Annotated in this window: 20 protein-coding genes; 16 read left to right on the top strand and 4 right to left on the bottom strand. The window is 56.0% G+C overall.

Annotated elements, in window-relative coordinates; genetic code table 11:
• The first annotated feature begins 48 nt into the window (after nt 1-48).
• Nucleotides 49-1,422, top strand: coding sequence for a UDP-N-acetylmuramate:L-alanyl-gamma-D-glutamyl-meso-diaminopimelate ligase (gene mpl / locus ACI2I2_RS18360; RefSeq protein ID WP_404659186.1), 1,374 nt, complete (start codon nt 49-51; stop codon nt 1,420-1,422).
• A gap of 116 nt (nt 1,423-1,538) precedes the next feature.
• Here mpl and yjgA read toward each other — a convergent pair whose 3' ends face one another.
• Nucleotides 1,539-2,093, bottom strand: coding sequence for a ribosome biogenesis factor YjgA (yjgA, locus tag ACI2I2_RS18365; RefSeq protein WP_404659187.1), 555 nt, complete (start codon nt 2,091-2,093; stop codon nt 1,539-1,541).
• 94 nt (nt 2,094-2,187) lie between these two features.
• Between yjgA and pmbA the strand changes: the two genes are divergently transcribed.
• The 12 genes from pmbA (at nt 2,188) to ACI2I2_RS18425 (ending at nt 13,037) form a co-directional block, all read left to right on the top strand.
• On the top strand, nt 2,188-3,540 hold the full coding sequence (gene pmbA / locus ACI2I2_RS18370) for a metalloprotease PmbA (RefSeq protein ID WP_404659188.1): 1,353 nt from the start codon (nt 2,188-2,190) through the stop codon (nt 3,538-3,540).
• Between the two features lie 67 nt (nt 3,541-3,607).
• The gene (gene cybC, locus ACI2I2_RS18375; RefSeq protein ID WP_404659189.1) at nt 3,608-3,994 is read left to right on the top strand and encodes a cytochrome b562; all 387 of its coding nucleotides are present in this window, start codon (nt 3,608-3,610) and stop codon (nt 3,992-3,994) included.
• Between the two features lie 346 nt (nt 3,995-4,340).
• Nucleotides 4,341-4,670: a glycine dehydrogenase gene (locus ACI2I2_RS18380; RefSeq protein WP_404659190.1), complete on the top strand. Its 330-nt coding sequence runs from the start codon at nt 4,341-4,343 to the stop codon at nt 4,668-4,670.
• A 10-nt stretch (nt 4,671-4,680) separates the two neighbouring features.
• Nucleotides 4,681-5,043 carry an SFCGS family glycine-rich protein gene (locus tag ACI2I2_RS18385; protein ID WP_404659191.1) on the top strand — a complete coding sequence of 121 codons (363 nt, stop codon included), beginning with the start codon at nt 4,681-4,683 and terminating at the stop codon, nt 5,041-5,043.
• Nucleotides 5,044-5,045: 2 nt separating this feature from the next.
• Nucleotides 5,046-5,345, top strand: a complete 300-nt coding sequence (locus tag ACI2I2_RS18390) for a DUF4312 family protein (RefSeq protein ID WP_330985380.1) — start codon at nt 5,046-5,048, stop codon at nt 5,343-5,345.
• 21 nt (nt 5,346-5,366) lie between these two features.
• On the top strand, nt 5,367-6,143 hold the full coding sequence (locus ACI2I2_RS18395) for a DUF4311 domain-containing protein (protein WP_330985381.1): 777 nt from the start codon (nt 5,367-5,369) through the stop codon (nt 6,141-6,143).
• Nucleotides 6,144-6,154: 11 nt separating this feature from the next.
• Nucleotides 6,155-6,799: a DUF4310 family protein gene (locus ACI2I2_RS18400; protein WP_097162682.1), complete on the top strand. Its 645-nt coding sequence runs from the start codon at nt 6,155-6,157 to the stop codon at nt 6,797-6,799.
• An 18-nt stretch (nt 6,800-6,817) separates the two neighbouring features.
• The gene (locus ACI2I2_RS18405) at nt 6,818-7,951 is read left to right on the top strand and encodes an amidohydrolase/deacetylase family metallohydrolase (protein WP_404659192.1); all 1,134 of its coding nucleotides are present in this window, start codon (nt 6,818-6,820) and stop codon (nt 7,949-7,951) included.
• Nucleotides 7,935-9,053: a DgaE family pyridoxal phosphate-dependent ammonia lyase gene (locus ACI2I2_RS18410; protein WP_404659193.1), complete on the top strand. Its 1,119-nt coding sequence runs from the start codon at nt 7,935-7,937 to the stop codon at nt 9,051-9,053. The genes ACI2I2_RS18405 and ACI2I2_RS18410 overlap by 17 nt, the downstream gene beginning before the upstream one ends.
• The gene (locus ACI2I2_RS18415; protein ID WP_404659194.1) at nt 9,050-9,790 is read left to right on the top strand and encodes a KDGP aldolase family protein; all 741 of its coding nucleotides are present in this window, start codon (nt 9,050-9,052) and stop codon (nt 9,788-9,790) included. Before ACI2I2_RS18410 ends, ACI2I2_RS18415 begins: the two co-directional genes overlap by 4 nt.
• Before the next feature lie 137 nt (nt 9,791-9,927).
• Nucleotides 9,928-11,073 (top strand): lactonase family protein, encoded by a 1,146-nt coding sequence (locus tag ACI2I2_RS18420; protein ID WP_404659195.1) that lies wholly within the window; start codon nt 9,928-9,930, stop codon nt 11,071-11,073.
• A 53-nt stretch (nt 11,074-11,126) separates the two neighbouring features.
• A complete protein-coding gene (locus ACI2I2_RS18425; protein ID WP_404659196.1) occupies nt 11,127-13,037 on the top strand; it encodes a BglG family transcription antiterminator in 1,911 nt (636 codons plus the stop codon).
• 3 nt (nt 13,038-13,040) lie between these two features.
• On the opposite strand, the gene nrdG is transcribed toward ACI2I2_RS18425, so the two are convergent.
• The 3 genes from nrdG to ACI2I2_RS18440 form a co-directional block, all read right to left on the bottom strand.
• Entirely contained in the window at nt 13,041-13,505 is a 465-nt protein-coding gene (gene nrdG, locus ACI2I2_RS18430; RefSeq protein WP_404659197.1) for an anaerobic ribonucleoside-triphosphate reductase-activating protein, read from the bottom strand.
• Nucleotides 13,506-13,784: 279 nt separating this feature from the next.
• Entirely contained in the window at nt 13,785-15,923 is a 2,139-nt protein-coding gene (nrdD, locus tag ACI2I2_RS18435; RefSeq protein ID WP_404659198.1) for an anaerobic ribonucleoside-triphosphate reductase, read from the bottom strand.
• 372 nt (nt 15,924-16,295) lie between these two features.
• The gene (locus tag ACI2I2_RS18440; RefSeq protein WP_404659199.1) at nt 16,296-17,039 is read right to left on the bottom strand and encodes a MurR/RpiR family transcriptional regulator; all 744 of its coding nucleotides are present in this window, start codon (nt 17,037-17,039) and stop codon (nt 16,296-16,298) included.
• 255 nt (nt 17,040-17,294) lie between these two features.
• On the opposite strand from ACI2I2_RS18440, the gene ACI2I2_RS18445 reads away from it, so the two are divergent.
• The 3 genes from ACI2I2_RS18445 (at nt 17,295) to celB (ending at nt 20,368) form a co-directional block, all read left to right on the top strand.
• Nucleotides 17,295-17,603 carry a PTS sugar transporter subunit IIB gene (locus ACI2I2_RS18445; RefSeq protein ID WP_404659200.1) on the top strand — a complete coding sequence of 103 codons (309 nt, stop codon included), beginning with the start codon at nt 17,295-17,297 and terminating at the stop codon, nt 17,601-17,603.
• 83 nt (nt 17,604-17,686) lie between these two features.
• Complete coding sequence (locus ACI2I2_RS18450; RefSeq protein ID WP_404659201.1) at nt 17,687-18,994, top strand: 6-phospho-beta-glucosidase; 1,308 nt, start codon at nt 17,687-17,689, stop codon at nt 18,992-18,994.
• A 21-nt stretch (nt 18,995-19,015) separates the two neighbouring features.
• On the top strand, nt 19,016-20,368 hold the full coding sequence (gene celB / locus ACI2I2_RS18455) for a PTS cellobiose transporter subunit IIC (RefSeq protein ID WP_404659202.1): 1,353 nt from the start codon (nt 19,016-19,018) through the stop codon (nt 20,366-20,368).
• Nucleotides 20,369-20,437: the final 69 nt, after the last annotated feature.

Raw genomic sequence — 20,437 nt, forward strand, 5'->3', positions numbered from 1 at the left:
CCCACAAGAGGGTAAAATACGCGGCTGATGAAAGAGGAACAGTGACGTATGCGCATTCATATTTTGGGGATTTGTGGCACTTTTATGGGCGGACTGGCGATGCTGGCTCGTTCCCTTGGCCACGAAGTGACCGGTTCGGACGCCAACGTGTATCCGCCGATGAGCACGCTGCTTGAAGAGCAGGGCATTGATTTGATTCAGGGTTATGACGCGAGCCAGCTTGAGCCGCAGCCAGACCTGGTGATCATCGGTAACGCCATGACTCGCGGGAATCCGTGTGTTGAAGCGGTACTGGAAAAAAACATTCCGTTCATGTCAGGCCCGCAGTGGCTGCATGATTTTGTGCTGCGCGATCGTTGGGTTGTGGCTGTAGCGGGCACGCACGGCAAAACCACCACCGCTGGCATGGCGACCTGGATTCTGGAAGCCTGCGGTTACAAACCTGGCTTTGTGATCGGTGGCGTACCGGGCAACTTCGAGGTTTCTGCACGCCTGGGCGACAGCCCGTTCTTCGTGATTGAAGCCGATGAATATGACTGCGCCTTCTTCGACAAACGTTCCAAGTTTGTGCATTACTGCCCACGCACGCTGATCCTCAATAACCTTGAGTTTGACCACGCGGATATCTTTGACGATCTGAAAGCTATTCAGAAACAGTTCCACCATCTGGTGCGCATCGTGCCGGGCCAGGGCCGCATTATTGCGCCTGAAAACGACATCAACCTGAAGCAAACGCTGGCGATGGGCTGCTGGAGCGAGCAGGAGCTGGTGGGTGATCAAGGCCACTGGCAGGCGAAGAAAATCAGCACTGACGCCTCTGAGTGGGAAGTGTGGTTGGACGGCGAGAAAGTCGGGCAGGTGAAGTGGAACCTGGTGGGCGAGCACAATATGCATAACGGCCTGATGGCGATTGCAGCGGCACGTCACGTGGGGGTGAAACCTGCTGATGCCGCCGATGCACTGGGCTCGTTTGTGAACGCTCGTCGTCGTCTTGAGCTGCGTGGTGAAGCCAACGGTGTCACTGTGTACGATGATTTCGCTCATCACCCAACGGCTATCCTCGCCACATTGCAGGCGCTGCGTGGCAAAGTGGGCGGCACGGCTCGCATTCTTGCGGTGCTGGAACCACGCTCAAACACCATGAAAATGGGCGTATGCAAAGACGACCTCGCGCCGTCACTTGGTCGCGCCGATGAAGTCTTCCTGCTGCAACCGCCACACATTCCATGGCAGGTCGCTGAAGTGGCGGAAGCCTGCATTCAGCCAGCTCACTTCAGTGCTGACGTTGATACGCTGACGGATATGATTGTGAAATCGGCCCAGCCGGGCGATCACATTCTGGTCATGAGCAACGGTGGGTTTGGTGGCATTCACCAGAAACTGCTGGATGGGTTGGCGAAGAAAGCGGAAGCGGTAGAGTAAAACAGTGCCCGGTGGCGTTAATTGCCCGGTGGCGGCGACGCCTTACCGGGCCTACAAGCCGGGTTGTTGCTTTTGTAGGCCGGGCAAACATAGTGCCGCCCGGCAATACGCAAAACTTACCCTTCGTTCTCTGCCAGTTCGCGCAGATACTGGAAAATCAGGCGATAAGATTTCGGCGGTTTATTGCCTTCTTTCTCTTTTTTGGCGTTGCGGATAAGCGAGCGTAACTGCTGACGGTCAGCGTCAGGCCACAGTTTCAGCACGTCGGCAACGGCATCATCCCCTTCTTCAACCAGACGATCGCGCAGTTGTTCCAGTTTATGGAACAATGAAACCTGTTGGTTGTGGCGGTTCTTCAGCTTGTCGAGCGCCTGGCGAATCGGGTCTACGTCACGCTGACGCAGCATTTTACCGATCAGCTGCATTTGACGGCGACGACCCTCCATCTTGATGCGCTGTGCCAGTTCAATGGCGGCACGGAGGTCATCATCCAGCGGGATTTTATCCAGGGCGTTTTTGCCCAGATCAACAATCTCTGCGCCAAGCTGCTTTAGCTCCTCGGCGTCGCGTTTAATTTCACTTTTGCTGACCCAGATGATTTCATCATCTTCATCGTCGTTCTCGTCATCACCGGGCACGTCGTCGAGCCAGTCTTCGGGCTGCTTTGTCATCTCAGGCTCCTAAAAAAAGAGAAGCATGTTATCAGTTTCAGTGACCACTGAAAAACGGTTCTCTGTTAGACTTCACTAAACTCCTTTCTACATTATGGCATTAGCGATGAAAGTCATCACACAGGTTGCAGAACAGCGTAAAGCACTGGAAAAAGCCGTCTCTACCGCGCTGGAGCTGGCTGCGGGCAAGTCTGACGGTGCAGAAGTGGGCGTCTCGAAGACCACCGGGATCAGCGTCAGCACGCGTTACGGTGAAGTAGAAAACGTGGAATTTAACAGCGACGGTGCGCTGGGGATCACGGTTTATCATCAAAACCGTAAAGGCAGCGCCTCGACCACAGATTTAAGCCCGGACGCGGTTGCGCGCACGGTGCAAGCGGCGCTGGATATCGCGCGCTACACCTCGCCAGACCCGTATGCGGGCGTAGCGGAAAAAGATCTGCTGGCGTTTGAAGCGCCGGATCTCGACCTGTTCCATCCAGCAGAAGTCACGCCGGATGAAGCCATTGAGCTGGCGGCGCGTGCGGAACAAGCGGCGCTGAAAGCCGACAAACGCATCACCAATACCGAAGGCGGCAGCTTCAACAGCCATTACGGCATTCGCGTCTTTGGCAACAGCCACGGCATGCTGCAAAGCTACTGCTCCAGCCGCCACTCGCTTTCCAGCAGCGTCATTGCGGAAGAGAACGGCGATATGGAACGTGATTACGCGTACACCATTGGCCGTGCGCTGAGCGACCTGGACTCACCGGAATCCGTCGGTGCGGACTGCGCACAACGCACGCTTTCTCGTCTTTCACCGCGCAAGCTTTCCACCATGAAAGCGCCGGTGATTTTTGCCAACGAAGTGGCGACCGGGCTGTTTGGTCATCTGGTTGGGGCGATTGCAGGCGGCTCGGTTTATCGTAAATCGACCTTCCTGCTCGACTCGCTCGGGAAACAAATTCTGCCGGAATGGCTGACCATTGAAGAGCATCCGCACCTGCTGAAAGGGCTGGCTTCCACGCCGTTCGACAGCGAAGGCGTGCGCACTGAACGCCGTGACATCATCAAAGACGGCATTCTGACGCAGTGGCTGCTGACCAACTATTCTGCACGCAAGCTGGGGCTGAAAAGCACCGGGCATGCGGGCGGCATCCACAACTGGCGTATTCCCGGTCGTGGTCTCAGCTTTGAAAAGTTGCTTAAAGAGATGGGCACCGGCCTTGTCGTGACCGAACTGATGGGGCAGGGTGTGAGTGCCGTCACGGGGGATTACTCTCGTGGTGCGTCAGGTTTCTGGGTAGAGAATGGCGAAATCCAGTATCCGGTGAGTGAAATCACCATCGCCGGAAATCTGAAAGATATGTGGCGTAATATCGTGACCGTGGCCGACGATATCGAAACGCGCAGCAACATTCAGTGTGGTTCAGTCCTGCTGCCGGAAATGAAAATCGCCGGTCAATAATGTGTGTTCTCATGGTGGCGCGCTCTGCGTGCCACATAATTAAAATACCTGTAAAAGGAAGTGAGCGATGCGTAAACACCTGCTGGCAGTACTGGCTGTCTCCACCCTGATGATGGGTGCTGCACCGGCATTTGCCGACCTTGGCGATGACATGGACACCCTGTCCGAAAACCTGAAGATTGTGCAAAAAACCGATGACGCGACCGAGATGAAAGCGGCACTGGCGAAGATGCGCACCGCTGCACAAGATGCGCAGAAGCAGACGCCACCGAAGCTGGAAGGCAAAGCGCCTGACAGCGCAGAAATGAAAGATTTCCGCCATGGTTTCGACATTCTGATTGGTCAGATTGACGGCGCAACCAAGCTTGCAAATGAAGGCAAAATCAAGGAAGCGCAGGGCGTGGCTCTTGATTTGGCAGGCACCCGCAATACCTATCACCAGAAATACCGTTAATCAGTCGCCTGGTCATCCAGGCGAGCGCTGATCCCCTGACGAGGAAAATGACCTTTCCTCGTCAGGCCTTCCGTTTTCGCTTCCACTTTGCATAACAAAACCTTATCGACATCACAGTTTTACCTGTTACTTCACCGCGCATTTCCCCTTTAGCCGACCCACTTTCCAGTCAATTCCCGTGACCGTCATCACGCTAATCTCGCATTTATGCCGTATTCGGCCGAATTCTGTGGGACAGATCACTCCTGCCGCCCGCCTTTCCACTTTGAAGTGGAAAACAACTCGCTACAAACCTCCCTCTTGCCACGTTAGTTTTTACTCAGACGCAACAAACGGGGTCAGAAGAGTGAACAACGGAGCAGTCATTACCGACGCAGGGAGTCAGACCGAAGAACTTGCTACACGCATGCTGAGCCAGGTGTACAGCCTGCTCAAAGGTCACGACATCATCCCGAACGACGTCCAGGAGCAAATGCTGACATCACATGTCCGTGCCATGGCTCACCGGTCAATTACTGGTGAACCGTTGCCCGAAGTGGAAGCCAGCCTGTTTGAAGAAATTTCACCCGAATCAATGGCACTAGCCCGCGAAGTCGTGGCCCAGTTTGGCAACCTTCCGGACGAAGAAGCCTGGCTGCTGTCGGTGCACTTCGAAGTGGCAAAAGAAAACCTTTAAGGAGAGAAACATGGGACAAATTACCGTAGTGATTGGCGACCGTCTGGGCAAAGGCCAGAAAGTAGCAGCCGGTGTTGAGAAAGCGGGTGGACGTGCCGTAGTCGTACCAGGCGTTGCCGCTGATATGAAGCTCGGCGATGTCATGAAAGCAGAAGGTGCAACCTTCGGCATTTCCTTCTGTGGCAGCGGTGGCGCAGGCGCTATCACCGCACAGACCAAGCACGGCTACAAAGCGAAATACGGCATGCGTTCTGTCGACGAAGGCGTGACTGCCATCAACGAAGGCGCGAACGTACTGGGCTTTGGCTTTATGGATAAAGAAGAGCTGGGCGAGCGTCTGGTTCAGGCCTGGCAGAAGAAATACGGCGCGTAAGTATGAAAGAACAATTCACCACCACGGTGAGGGTTAAGGGCAAAGGCGAGGCGAAAGCACGTGCCTTTGCCGATGCACTCAACCAGGTACAAGGCACGGTGATGAAAGCATCACCGCATATCTTACTGCGCATTGAACCACAGGACGTGGTGGTTGTTCAGGCGCAGGAGGCGGTTCGGAAAGAGGCGTTTCTGTTTTTCTTTCTGCGCCGGGAACGTCGCACATTCAGTGTGGAGCTGGATGTCACCGTCAACGTGACAGCGTTAAACCTCGACAAAGTGGATTTCGTCACGACAACATAACCATTAGAAAAGGACAGACTCATGTTCCTGATTATTCTTTTTAAATCGCTGATCATCGGTGGCCTCGTGGGCGTCGGTGTGGGCGCTGGCGCAGCACGCATGTTTCATGCACCCACCACGCAAGGGATGGGTGCTTTTCGTACGTTGGGCGAACTCAACTCTTGTGAGGGCGACCCGGCTTCCCACTTCTCCTTTGGTCTGGGCTTCTTCTTCAACGCCTGGGCATCGTCCGTCGCAGCGGGTGCGTTCACCCAGGACGTCGACCACCGCATCATCCCGCACTGGGGTGCTTCAGCGCTGATGCTGAAAAATCGCAACGTCGCAGAAACCCTGCATGACCCGAAGAAAATGGCGATTGCCTGTGGCCTTATCGGCATGGTCGTGGTGGCGTTCCTCAACTCTACTGCGTCGGCGGTACCGGAAGCGTTGCAGGTCACTGCGGTTAAAGTGCTGGTGCCTGCGGCTAACCTGCTGGTGAACATCATCATGCCAGTGATTTTCTGGCTGGCAGCGATTGATGCCGGTAAGAAATCGGGCTTCTGGGCCACTATTTTCGGCGGCGCAGCGCAGCTGATTATGGGTAACGCCGTGCCGGGTCTGGTACTGGGTATTCTGATTGGTAAAGGCGTTGAAGACGCAGGCTGGAACCGTGTCACCAAAATCATGATGGCAGCCATTATCGCCCTGTTCGTTCTGAGTGCCTTCTTCCGTGGCTTCGACATGAAGATGATCGAGTCCTTCCACATGACGGTGCCGAACTGGCTGGATCTGCTGCATAACGCGTTGAGCGGCAAATAAGGGGATAACAGATGGAACAGAATAAAGGTTTTTGGTACGCGGACTGGTCATTCCCGATCTTTGTCGGCCTGCTTTCCTCCGGCGTCTTCGCCGGGACACACATGTACTACCTGTACGGCATCGGTGCTTTTAACGAAGTGGCCTTCGTGGCGATGCTGAAATCCGGCATCGACACCGGTGTCTACGGTGCGGTAGCCGCGTTTGGCGCGAGCTTCCTGTTTGCCCGAATCATTGAAGGTTCCCTGGTAGGTATCCTGGATATCGGCGGCGCGATTCAGACCGGCGTAGGCCTCGGCGTTCCAGCGCTGCTGCTGGGCGCAGGGATTGTGTTCCCGGTGGCTAACTTTGCCGCTTCCCTGGCAACAGGCCTGATTATCGGCCTGGCGATTGGCTACATCATCATTCTGGCGCGTAAATTCACGGTCAATCAGAGCAACTCCACCTACGGTGCGGATGTGATGATGGGCGCGGGTAACGCCTCTGGCCGCTTCCTCGGTCCTTTGATTATTCTCAGTGCGATGACGGCGTCCATTCCTATCGGCATTGGTTCGCTGGTTGGCGCGTTACTGTTCTACATCTGGCAGAAGCCAATTACCGGTGGAGCGATCCTCGGGGCGATGATCCTCGGTTCTATCTTCCCGGTGGCGATTGGTTAAGTCAGCAAGGAGAAAGCGATGTTTGATTTACTGCTTAAGGGCGCACGCCTGGTTGACGATACGGTAACGGATATCGCCATTAAAGACGGCAAAATTGCGGCTCTGGGCGACATTAACGGCGAGGCGACGAAAGTCGTCTCCCTCAATGGCGAGCACTACGTCAGCGCGGGCTGGATTGACCTCCACGTCCACTGCTACCCGAAATCACCGATTTACAATGACGAACCGGACAGCGTAGGTATCGCAACCGGCGTCACCACGGTGATTGATGCCGGCAGTACCGGTGCCGATGACGTAGACACCTTCTATGAGCTCACTCGCCCGTGCGCCACGGACGTTTATGCGCTGCTGAACATCTCCCGCGTGGGGCTGATTGCGCAGAACGAACTGGCGAACATGGCGAACATTGATGCGCAGGCTGCGAGTGCGGCTATCAAGCGCCACCCTGATTTCATCGTGGGCCTGAAAGCGCGTATGAGCAGCAGCGTGGTCGGTGAAAACGGCATCACGCCGCTGGAAAAAGCGAAGGAAATTCAAAAGGCCAACGGCGATTTACCGCTGATGGTCCACATCGGCAACAACCCGCCGAATCTGGATGAAATCACCGAACTGCTGACTTCCGGCGACATCATCACTCACTGCTATAACGGCAAACCGAACCGCATTTTGACGCCTGCTGGCGAGCTGCGAGCGTCGGTTTCCGGTGCGCTCAAGCGCGGCATCAAACTGGATGTCGGTCACGGCACCGCGAGCTTTAGCTTTGAGGTGGCAAAGCAAGCCATCGCGATGGGCATTCTGCCGCACACCATCAGCTCCGATATTTACTGCCGCAACCGTATCAACGGCCCGGTGCACTCCCTGGCGCGGGTGATGGCGAAATTCCTCGCCATTGGCATGTCGCTGCCGCAGGTCATCAACTGCGTGACCTCTAATGCGGCCGAGGCGATTCGCCTCAAGCAAAAAGGCCAACTGGCCGTCGGCTTTGACGCTGACCTGACCATCTTTACGCTCAAACACCAGCCGGTGACGCTGGTGGATGCTGAAAACAACGCCCTGCAGGCGGACCAGGATCTGGTGCCGCTCGCCGCCATCCGTGCAGGCAAGGGCTATATGACCGAACAAGGGAGTGCTGAACATGCCTTCGATTTATGAGAAATACCAGCTGAAACAAGTGATTAACGCATCAGGCCGTATGACGGCGCTGGGCGTGTCCACGCCGCGCCCGGAAGTGGTTGAAGCGGTGCTGACCGGCATGAACCACTACTTCGAAATGAAAGACCTGGTGAACAAGACCGGAGAATACATCGCGAAGCTGCTGGACGTAGAAGGCGCGACCGTGGTGTCTTGCGCCTCTGCGGGTATCGCGCAGTCCATCGCCGGTGTGCTGGTGAAAGACAGCGACTGGCTGCTCGAAAACCTGCACGTCACGCCGATTGAGAACAACGAAATCGTTCTGCCACGCGGTCACAACGTTAACTTTGGCGCGCCAGTTGGCACCATGGTGGCGCTGGGCGGCGGCAAGCTGGTCGAAGCGGGCTATGCGAACGAGTGTTCAGCCGATCAGCTGGCGGCGGCAATCACCCCGCGTACTGCGGCAATCCTCTACATCAAATCTCACCACTGCGTGCAGAAAAGCATGCTCAGCGTCGAACAGGCCGTTGTGGTGGCGCGTAAACACAACCTGCCGCTGATTGTCGATGCGGCGGCTGAAGAAGATTTGCAGTGCTACTACCGTTCCGGCGCAGACCTCGTGATTTACAGCGGCGCGAAAGCGATTGAAGGGCCAACCAGTGGTCTGGTTATCGGCAAAACCCAATATGTTGAGTGGGTGAAACGCCAGACGGCGGGGATTGGTCGCGCGATGAAAGTCGGCAAAGAAGGCATTCTCGGCCTGACCTGCGCCATCGAACATTACCTGACGGCGGAAAAAGAAAGCGGCGCGCAGATGGTTGAGAAGATGACGCCATTCATTACTGCGCTCAACAACCTGAACGGCGTGACTGCCCGCGTGGTGTGGGATGCGGCGGGTCGTGATATCGCGCGTACCGAAATCAAGTTCGATGAAGCGGTAACCAAAATCGCCACCGGCGAGCTGGTGGCCGAACTGAAGAAAGGCGAATACGCCATCTACTTCCGCGGCTACAAAGCTAACGAAGGCATTATTGAAGCCGATGTGCGCAGCGTGAACGCACAGCAACTGGATATCGTGGCCACTCGCATCGGCGAAGTGCTGAACAAGGAGAAAAACGCATGAAACTGACCCCAAACTTTTACCGTGACCGCGTGTGCCTGAACGTACTGGCAGGCTCTAAAGCCAACGCCAGCGCGGTTTATGAAGCAGCAGAAGGTCATGTGCTGGTTGGCGTACTCTCCAAAAACTATCCGGATGTCCCCGCTGCCGTTGCTGACATGCGTGAATACGCAAAGCTCATCGACAACGCGCTTTCCGTTGGGCTGGGCGCGGGCGACCCTAACCAGTCTGAAATGGTGAGCCTGATTTCCCGCGAAGTGCAGCCGCAGCACGTGAACCAGGTGTTCACCGGCGTGGCAACCAGCCGTGCGCTGCTGGGGCAGAAAGAGACGGTGGTCAACGGTCTGGTTTCACCAACCGGTACTCCGGGCATGGTGAAAATCTCCACTGGCCCGCTGAGCAGCAAAGAGCAGGATGGCATCGTGCCAATTGATACCGCCATTGCGCTGCTGAAAGACATGGGCTGTAGCTCCATCAAATACTTCCCGATGGGCGGCCTGAAATGCCGCGATGAGTATCAGGTTGTTGCTGAAGCCTGCGCCCGCCACGATTTCTGGCTGGAGCCAACCGGCGGCATCGATCTCGAAAACTACAGCGAGATCCTGAAGATTGCCCTCGATGCGGGCGTGAAGAAAGTTATCCCGCATATCTACAGCTCGATCATTGATAAAGCCAGCGGCGACACGCGTCCTGAGGATGTGCGTACTCTGCTGGATATGACGAAAAAGTTAGTGGGGTAATGTCCCCCTCTCCCTAACCCTCTCCCCAAGGGAGAGGGGACTGGATCGAGTCTGGACTTTCTCCCTCTCCCTGTGGGAGAGGGTCGGGGAGAGGGCATCAGGCCGCACCTACGTTCAACCACCGTCAAGGAGTCATCATGCTGTCTGCACGTCACCTGCTTGTCGCTTCATTCTCGTTACTTGCCACTGCCGCCACTGCACAGACACAGTTCGCCTGGGTTGGCACCTACAACCCCAACGGCGAAGGGCTTTATCGCTTCACTGTCGATCCGCAAACTGGCGACCTTCACGATAAAACGTTGGTCAGTTCGCTCCCTAACGCGGCGCAGTTGACCGTGTCTCACGATGGCAAAACGCTTTACCTTGCCAGCGAAGCGGAAAAAGGGCTGGTGCAGGCGCTGAAAATTGGCGCTGACGGGACGTTGACCGAACTGAATCAGGTTTCTTCTGGCGGGGCCGGGCCGGTGTATTTGAGCCTGACGCCGAACGGGCGTCATCTGCTGGTGGCGAACTACGTCAGCGGCACGATTGCGGTGCTGCCGGTTAAAGACGATGGCTCACTGGGTGAAGCGACGGATACGCATCAGGATGAAGGCCCGGCAGGAGCAGGAAAACCTGAAGCCGCCGCGGAAGGCAGCTTTGCCATCAGCGATCACAACGGGCCGCATGCGCACATGATCGCCGCCGATCCTCAGGGCAAATACGTGTTCTCCACCGATCTGGGGCTGGATCGCATCTATCAGTATCACTTCAACGACGAAACCGGAAAGCTGACGCCAAACGATCCGCCGTTTATCAATGCCTCCTCGAAAGGAGCTGGTCCGCGCCACTTTGTCTTCACGCCAAAGGGCGACGCGCTGTGGCTTATCAACGAAGAAGCCTCCACGCTGACTCACTATCGACTGGATCTCGCGAAAGGCACGCTGACGGAAGGTAAGACCGTCTCGTCACTGCCCAAAGAATTTAAAGGCACCAACTTTGCCGCCGGGCTGGTGTTGAGCCATGACGGCAAGCAGTTATATGTTGCCAATCGATTGCATAACAGCGTCGCACACTTTACGGTATCCGCCGACGGCGAACTCATTCATCAAGATGATGTCTGGACCCGGGGCGACTACCCACGCACCGTCACCCTGGACCCGAAAGGCCAGTGGCTGTATGTGATGAATCAGCGTAGCGACAATATCACCCGCTTTAAGGTCGCGCCGAAGACCGGCAAGCTGAGTTTTGAACCTGGCTATACTGCTGTAGGCAGCCCGTCACAGATGGTGATATCACCGTAAACCCTGCAAGGAACACGGGCTGACCTGGCCCGTTTGAGCAAAGAGGATAGTGAGTGCGATTCCCGAACCAACGCCTGGCGCAACTGTTCAGCCTGTTGCAAAACGAAACGCTGCCGCAGGACGAGCTGGCACAGCGGTTGTCCGTTTCCACACGTACCGTTCGGGCCGATATTACTGCGCTTAATGCTTTGCTGGCCGAGCACGGGGCGCAGTTTGTACTGAGTCGCGGCAATGGTTATCAGCTTCGGGTCGACGATCAGGCGCTCTTTCAGTCGTTGCAGGAGGCTCAGCCTCGTGCGCTGCGCATCCCTCGTACCGGGCCGGAACGCGTTCACTATCTGATGGTTCGCTTTCTGACTTCCGCCTTTTCACTCAAGCTCGAAGATTTGGCCGATGAATGGTTTGTCAGTCGCGCGACGCTTCAGGGCGATATGGCTGAAGTGCGTGAGTGGCTGGCGCGTTATCAGCTGACCCTCGAAACGCGCCCTCGTCATGGCGTGAAGCTGTTCGGCAGTGAAATGGCGATTCGCGCCTGCCTGACCGATTTGCTCTGGCAACTGGCCCAACAGGACAGCAATAATCCGCTGCTGACCGAAGAAGCGTTAAATGCAGGTGTGCCGGAACAACTCGCCGGGGTGTTGCAGGAGGTGTTCAACCGCTGGCACATCCGTCTGACCGATGAGGGCGAGCTGTTTGTGCGCCTCTACTGTGCTGTGGCGGTTCGACGCATCAGTGAGGGTTATCCGCTGCCTGAATTTACGGCCGATGATGTCGACGAGAAGGTGTTCCACGCGGCGCGTAACATTGCGGCCACGCTCGAAAAAATGACCGGCAAAACGCTGGCGGCTTCGGAAGAAAACTGGCTGCGGGTGCATATCGCCGCACGTCAGATACAAGAGATTGCGCCCAGCCACATCAATGCTGATGACGACGAAGCGCTGGTCAACTACATCCTGCAATTCATCAACACGCACTATAACTACAACTTGCTGAGCGACGAGCAGCTGCATGCCGACCTGCTGACGCACATCAAGACCATGATCACCCGCGTGCGCTACCAGATTATGATCCCCAATCCGCTGCTGGATAACATCAAGCAGCATTATCCGATGGCCTGGGACATGACGCTGGCGGCGGTGTCCGGCTGGAGTAAATACACCCCGTGGACCATCAGCGAAAATGAGATTGGTTTCCTGGTGCTGCACATCGGCGTGGGGCTTGAGCGGCATTACAACATTGGTTATCAGCGCCAGCCACGCGTGCTGCTGGTGTGCGATGCCGGTAACGCGATGGTGCGCATGATTGAAGCGGTGTTGCAGCGCAAATATCCACAGCTGGAAATGACCGCCACCATCACGCTGCGTGAGTATGAACAGCGAGAAAGCATCAGCGAAGATTTTGTGGTTTCGACGGTACGCATCGCTGAAAAAGATAAGCCAGTGGTGGTGATGTCGCCGTTCCCGACGGAGTATCAGCTTGAGCAAATCGGCAAGCTGGTGCTGGTCGACAGAACCCGCCCGTGGATGCTGGAAAAGTACTTCGACGCGCGCCATTTCCGCATTATCAACGAACCGATGGAAAGACAGACGCTGTTCAGCGAGCTATGCCAGCAGCTCAGCGCAGAAGGGTTTGTTGATGCGGGATTTTTAGATTCCGTGACTGAGCGTGAAGCCATCGTCAGCACCATGCTGGGGGATGGCATTGCGTTGCCGCACGCCTTAGGATTGCTGGCGAAGAAAACCGTGGTTTACACCGTGCTGGCCCCGCAAGGCATTGCCTGGGGTGACGAAACCGCCCACGTGATTTTCCTGCTGGCGATAAGCAAAAGCGAATACGAAGAAGCGATGGCGATTTACGATATCTTCGTGACGTTCCTGCGGGAAAGGGCGATGACGCGGCTGTGCGGCTGTAAAAACTTCAGCGAGTTTAAAACGGTGGCGATGGAGTGCGTCAGCCGCTTCTGAGGCTCATCGCAGGTGATGCACGACCTGATTACTGCTGCCTCGCCAGATAAGTGCGGGATCTTTCAGGTCCTGCACAAACTTCCCGTCGATCAGCACGTTGATCAGATTAACGACCTCCAGTTGAGCCTCAGTCAGCTCATCCAGCTTATAGCCCGTCCAGATCCAGATATCCTTCCCTTTGCATTCCGCATGAACGCGCTTCACCAGTCGCAGAATGTGCGGCACGTTCTGCGGATGCAGCGGATCGCCTCCAGACAGCGACAGCCCCTGACGTTTGATGCGAGTGTCGTTGAGATCGGCGATGATCCTGTCTTCCATTTCCTGAGTGAACGGTAAGCCGGAGTTAAGCCGCCAGGTGCTTTTGTTGTAGCAGCCAGGGCATTCGTGGACGCAGCCTGAGACAAACAGGGTGCAACGAGTGCCGGGGCCATTGACGATGTCGACGGGGTAGTATTGGTGGAAATTCATGTTATGACTCATTTATGTGAGAGCAATGCGGCCTGATGCCCTCTCCCTAACCCTCTCCCACGGGGAGAGGGGATTGTTTTTTTACTCCCTCTCCCTGAGGGAGAGGGCGGGGGAGAGGGGGAGCATCGCGCAGAGGATCATCCGCTTTTACTCCCTCTCCCTTGTGGGAGAGGGCAGGGGAGAGGGGGAGCATCGCGCAGAGGATCAGCCGCTTTTACTCCCTCTCCCTTGAGGGAGAGGGCAGGGGTGAGGGGGAAATCTTCCAGCGAACGCCGATGCTTAGCCGATCTGCCCATTTCCCAAATGCTTCACGCGACGCTTCACTTCTTCCTGCTTACCGGCGTTAAACGGACGCGCGTCCGGGCTGCCTAAATAGCCACACACTCGGCGGGTGACAGACACGCGGGCCGCGTCGTGGTTACCGCATTTCGGGCAGGTGAAGCCTTTGCTGGTGCACTCGAATTCACCGGTGAAACCGCACTCGTAACACTCATCAATCGGCGTGTTGGTGCCGTAATACGGCACGTGCTGATAGCTGTAATCCCACACGTCTTCCAGCGCTTTCAGGTTGTGCTGAATGTTCGGGTATTCGCCATAACAGATGAAGCCACCGTTAGCGATCGGCGGGTAACCCGCTTCGAAATCGATCTTGTCGTACGGGTTCACCTTCTTCTCCACGTCGAGGTGGAAGCTGTTGGTGTAGTAGCCTTTGTCTGTCACGCCGTCGACCAGGCCAAACTGCGCGGTATCAAGGCGGCAGAAGCGGTCGCACAGGTTTTCACTTGGGGTGCTGTACAGGCTGAAGCCGTAGCCAGTTTCTTCTTTCCACAAATCGACCGCATCACGCAGACGCTGCACAATCGCGATGCCTTTTTCACGCAAGGCTTCGCTGTCGTACATATGCTGATTGCCGAACAGCGCGTTGATGGTTTCGTGAATGCCGATGTAACCCAGTGAAATGGACGCGCGGCCGTTTTTGAATATTTCCGCCACATCATCGTCTGCTTTCAGACGTACGCCGCAAGCGCCTTCCATATAGAGGATTGGTGCGACACGGGCTTTCACGCCTTCCAGACGGGCAATGCGGGTCATCAGCGCTTTGCGTGCCAGTTGCAAGCGTTCGTCCAGCAGTGTCCAGAATGCAGCTTCGTCGCCCTTCGCTTCCAGCGCAATGCGCGGCAGGTTGAGGCTGATCACGCCGATGTTGTTACGGCCATCATGCACTTCTTCGCCGTTCTCGTTTTCCCACACGCCGAGGAAGCTGCGGCAGCCCATTGGCGTTTTGAACGAGCCAGTCACTTTCACAACCTGGTCGTAGTTGAGAATATCGGGATACATGCGCTTGCTCGCACACTCCAGCGCCAGCTGTTTGATGTCGTAGTTGGCATCGCCGACTTTGTGGTTCAGGCCGTCGCGGATAGCAAACACCAGTTTCGGGAACACTGCGGTTTTACGGTTTTTGCCAAGGCCCGCAATGCGGTTACGCAGGATCGACTGCTGGATCATGCGAGATTCCCAGCTGGTGCCGAGGCCAAAACCGAAGGTCACGAACGGCGTCTGGCCGTTGGCGGTGTGCAGGGTGTTGACTTCATATTCCAGCGACTGGAACGCGTCATAACACTCTTTTTCGGTGCGGGAATGGGCATACCCTTCCGCATCCGGAATTTGCCACTCTTCTGCAGTTTTACGGTGCTTCTCGTAGCTCAGGGTGACGAACGGGGCCAGCACTTCGTCAATGCGGTTAATGGTGGTACCGCCGTAAATGTGGCTGGCGACCTGAGCGATAATCTGCGCGGTGACCGCCGTGGCGGTTGAGATGGATTTCGGCGGAGCAATTTCCGCATTACCCATCTTAAAGCCCTGAGTCAGCATGCCTTTCAGGTCGATCAACATGCAGTTGAACATCGGGAAGAACGGCGAATAGTCGAGATCGTGGTAGTGAATTTCCCCACGCTCGTGCGCCTGCACCACGTCATACGGCAGCAAATGCTGGCGTGCGTAGTGCTTAGCCACGATGCCCGCCAGCAGGTCGCGCTGGGTGGGGATCACTTTACTGTCTTTGTTGGCGTTCTCGTTGAGCAGGGAGGAGTTGGTTTGCTCAACCAGACCGCGAATTTCCTGGTTCAGGCGACCGCGCTTTTCACGCTGGACGTCACGGTCGTGACGGTACTCGATATAGGCACGAGCCAGCTGTTTGTGCGGCCCAGACATCAGCTGGTTTTCAACCGCAGTCTGGATTTCATTAATATCAACCTGGTCGCGACCCTGCATTTGCAGGCTGACGGCTTCTGCGACGGTGGCGCAATAGTCTGCGTCATCGACTCCCGCTGCTTTGGCCGCACGCAGGATTGCTTCCTGGATGCGTGCTGAGTTGAAAGGCGCTTTACAGCCATCTCGTTTCATCACATGCGGTGTCATGATCACTCCATATTTAAAGAACAGGTTATCCACAGAGGGGGAATGCAAACCTCAGAGAGGATTCAGCTTGTCAGCCAAACACTTTCTTCAGTACCGGCCCTTTTTATCCACACTTCTCACCGCCAGTCTTTGGCAGTCATTGATGAGAGAATAGACGATTAATACAATATGTAGGGCCGGGGTGCATTCTAAGTTCTATATGTAGTGATTTGCATCAAACATGTTTGCGATTTTTTTGATTCAGAACAAAGTAAAAATGGCACAGCGCGGCAGACGGGCGGTTTCGCTTTAGGTGAAATGTCCGATACTGAGAGGTGGGTAAAAAAGCAACGAAATCAGCTGTTCACAGCGCCAGCAACGCTGTGAAAACGATCACGCAATCAGGGTATCGTTGAGCAAGTCTGCCAGCATCAATAGCGCGTAGCGCGCCGCCTGCGGTGAGGGGGCAAGCGGCAGGACTTCAGCGGCCATGTTACTGAGCGCGTGGCCGTCCGGCGTGAGGGCGAAAATGGTGGCTCCCTGCATTCGTGCCTGTAGCGTTGCACCTTGCAGAATGCTGTCGGCGGCGCCGGTGGCCAGCACCATCAGAACATGATCATCACTGAGCGTGCTGGCAATCATCCGCATCAGGTTACCGTCCTGACACAAATTGATGACGATGCCTAACGGCAACAGCTGGTGCTGAAGCAGTGTCGCCAGCGGAATGTCGTGTTCACCAAGTGCAAAACAGTGAACCGCACGGGCACTCAGCAGCCGAGCCTTCAATTTTTCAACCGCGCTTTCACTGGTGTGCTGAAGCTGATGCGCCAGCGTGAGGTTGATGACATCGAAACGGTCACGCCAGCTGGAGGGCAGCGCGGCGCTATTTTCCTGAAGCCAGGTCGAGCGACGCTCACTGGCCTGAGCCAGTTGCTTACGCAGGTCACGAATATCATCACAGCCCACCGAACGGGCAAAACGGGTGATGGTCGCCGGGCTGACGCCCGCTTTGGCCGCCAGTTCGTCAATCGAGGCGCTGGCGGTGAAGCTCATATTTTCCAGAATAAACGCCGCCACCCGGGATTCCTGAGCGCTAAAGCGTCTCATCCCATCCTGCAGTTGACCCACGATATCCATCGGCTGTTTTCCTTTGCGTGATGTCACGGTTTGAAAATATTTTTCAATTAGCGGTAATGCTGGTTATACCACTAAATCGAGATGACGCCTACGTTTCGACTTGATTCAGGGATATGTTGCGAACAAATAATACTCGGAAAGTGTACCTGGATCACATGCATGAAAATAAATTTCATATAGCCTTCACCATTACATAATCTTAACAATATAGTCGCACTCATCTGATTGGTGATGCGAATAACCCAAGGGGATGTTATGCAACGAATCGTCTTATGCTGTGCCGCTGGGATGTCGACCAGCATGCTGGTCAGCAAAATGAAAGCCGAAGCCCAGCAGCGCTCGCTGGAGCTGGATATTTACGCGGTGCCAGTGGCCGAATTTGAACGCGAGCTGCCCGGTGCGGACGTCGTCCTGCTTGGGCCGCAGGTCAAGTATGAAGCCGCGCGTCTGACCGCGATTGCCGCCCCGCAAGGCAAAGCCGTGGCGGTTATCGACATGGCCGATTACGGCCTGATGCGCGGCGCGGCGGTGCTCGACAAAGCGCTGGCACTCATCGCTCACTAACTTTTTCCATCACTCCTGACAGGCACTTCCGCGTGACGCTGGCGTTCACGCGCAGGCTTTCGTGTGCCGAAAATGAGGTCGTCATGCAACCATTGAAAATCGCCGTGATCGGCGGCGGCAGTAGCTACACCCCGGAACTGATTGAAGGCATCATCGTGCGCTACGAACAGCTGCCGGTCACGGAGCTGGCGCTGGTGGACGTGGACTCCGGGCGTGAAAAGGTCAACATCATCGCGGCGCTGACGGAGCGAATGCTCAAACACAAAGGGCTGGAACACGTCAAAGTTAGCGTGCATTTCACCCTCGATGATGCGATTCGCGGGGCGAAGTTTGTGCTGACACAACTGCGCGTCGGGCAACTTGCGGCGCGCGCTCAGGATGAGCGTTTGGGCCTGAAATACAATCTGTTGGGTCAGGAGACCACCGGCGTTGGCGGGTTTGCGAAAGCGCTGCGCACGATTCCGGTCATTCTCGAGGTGGCTCGCAAAGTGGAAGAGCTGGCTCCGGACGCTTTTATCCTCAACTTCACCAACCCGGCGGGCATTGTGACTGAGGCCGTCAGCCGCTACAGCAAGGCGAAAATTATCGGGCTGTGTAATGTGCCAATCAACATGCAGCACATGATTGGCAAAATGCTGAATGCCGATGAAGCCACGCTGAACCTGCGCTTCGCCGGGCTGAATCACATGGTCTGGATCCACAAAGTGATGCAGGGCGATAAAGACGTCACCGCGAAAGTGATTGAGATGCTGTGTGACGGCACTGCGCTTTCGATGAACAACATTAAAGAGTTGCCGTGGCCCGCCGATTTCCTGCGTGCGCTGAAGGCGATTCCGTGTCCGTATCACCGCTATTTCTGGCTGACGCCTGCGATGCTGGCCGATGAGATTGAAGCAGCGAAAAGCAAAGGCACCCGCGCGGAGCAGGTGATGAAAGTCGAGCAGGAACTGTTTGAGCTGTATGCCGACCCGAACCTCGACGAAAAGCCAGAACAACTAAGTTTCCGCGGCGGCGCGTATTACTCCGAAGTGGCGGTGGAATTGATCAACGCGATTCACAACAACCTCGGCAAAGAGATGGTGGTCAACACCCGCAACAACGGGGCTATCCATGGCCTGGACGAAGATGCGGTGGTGGAGACTAACAGCATTATCAATGCACAGGGCGCACGTCCATTGGCGTTCGGGCCGTTGCCTCCCGCCATGAACGGCCTGACGCAGCAGGTCAAAGCCTTTGAGCATTTAACGATTGAAGCGGCGGTTCATGGTTGCCGCGAGAGTGCGCTGCTGGCGCTGGTCACCAACCCGCTGGTGGGCAACGTGACGGATGCGCAGGCGCTGTTGGAAGAAGTGTTAACCCTGAATCGTCAGTGGTTGCCGCAGTTTAACTGATCTTTTAGACGGGATTTCACCATGTCAAAAACGACTTTGATTGAACGCTATGTCATGCCCGTCGCGCTGAAAATCGCCGGGCAAAAACACGTGCTGTCGGTGCGTGACGGGATCATCCTCAACATGCCGTTTATGTTGATTGGCTCGTTTTTCCTGATTTTCGCCTATCTGCCGGTGCCGGGTTATGCCGAGATGATGACGCATCTGTTTGGTGACGTCTGGCGCGATAAGATGCTCTACCCGGTGAAAGCGACCTACGACATCATGGCGCTGATTTCGAGCTTCGGGATTGCCTATCGCCTGGCGGAAAAATACCGCACGCTTGACCCGCTCACCGCCGGGGCGATGTCGCTGGTGGCGTTCGTGATGACCATTCCGCAGAACACGCTGTTCACGCCGGTTCACGGTGCGGCAGAAGTGGTGAAGGGTGTCATTCCGGTGAATCTGGTGGGCAGCCAGGGGCTGTTTGTGGCGATTGTGATTTCGCTGCTGTCGACCGAGATTTACCGCTTTGTCGCCGGTCGTAATCTGGTTATCCGTATGCCAGATGGCGTGCCGCCTGCGGTGGCAAAATCGTTCCTCGCGCTGATCCCTGGCTTTTGCGTCCTTGCCGTCGTGCTGGCGTTGCGTCTGGCGGTAGAAGCCTCACCGTTCGGCGACATTAACAGCATGATCGCGACGATTATCGGCATTCCGATGCACCATGTCGGCGGCACGCTGCCGGGAATGATCATCTCAGTTATCCTGATTGGCATTCTGTGGACGCTCGGTCTGCACGGCGACGCCATTGTGCTGGTGTTCATCCAGCCCGTGTGGCTCTCCAACATGGCGGAAAACCTGACTGCGTTCCAGCAGGGCCTGCCGATCCCACATATCATTACCCAGCAGTTTTACGATTTGTGGATTGCCCCGGGTGGCACGGGCGCGCTGTTAGGCCTGGTGCTGTTTATGCTGTTCAGAAGCCGCAGTGTGCAGTTGAAGCAGCTCGGGAAAATCGCGGCTCCGGGAGCGCTGTTTAACATCAGCGAACCGATGGTGTTCGGCATCCCGCTGGTGATGAACCCGTACTTCTTCCTGCCGTTTATTCTGACGCCAGTGATCCTGGTGATTGTAACCTACACCGCGATGGCCACCGGGCTGGTCGCGCCGCCTGCGGGGATTGCGCTGCCGTTCACCACGCCGATTTTTATCAGCGGCTACCTGGCAACGGGCGGGCATGTTTCCGGCACGGTCTTGCAGGTGGTGAATCTGGCGATTTCACTGGTGATTTACTATCCGTTCTTCCGGATTTGGGATCGCCTGAAGGCGAAAGAAGAACACGCTTCGCAGCAGAAAGAGAGTGCTGCGGCGGTGGAAGGGTTGCCGAACGCGTAATGGCAATGCCGGATGGCGCTATCGCTTATCCGGCCTACAAAATCAGACCTTGTAGGCCGGGCAAGCGCA

This window comes from Scandinavium sp. NPDC088450, from assembly GCF_044900545.1.
Taxonomy (GTDB): Bacteria; Pseudomonadota; Gammaproteobacteria; order Enterobacterales; family Enterobacteriaceae; genus Scandinavium.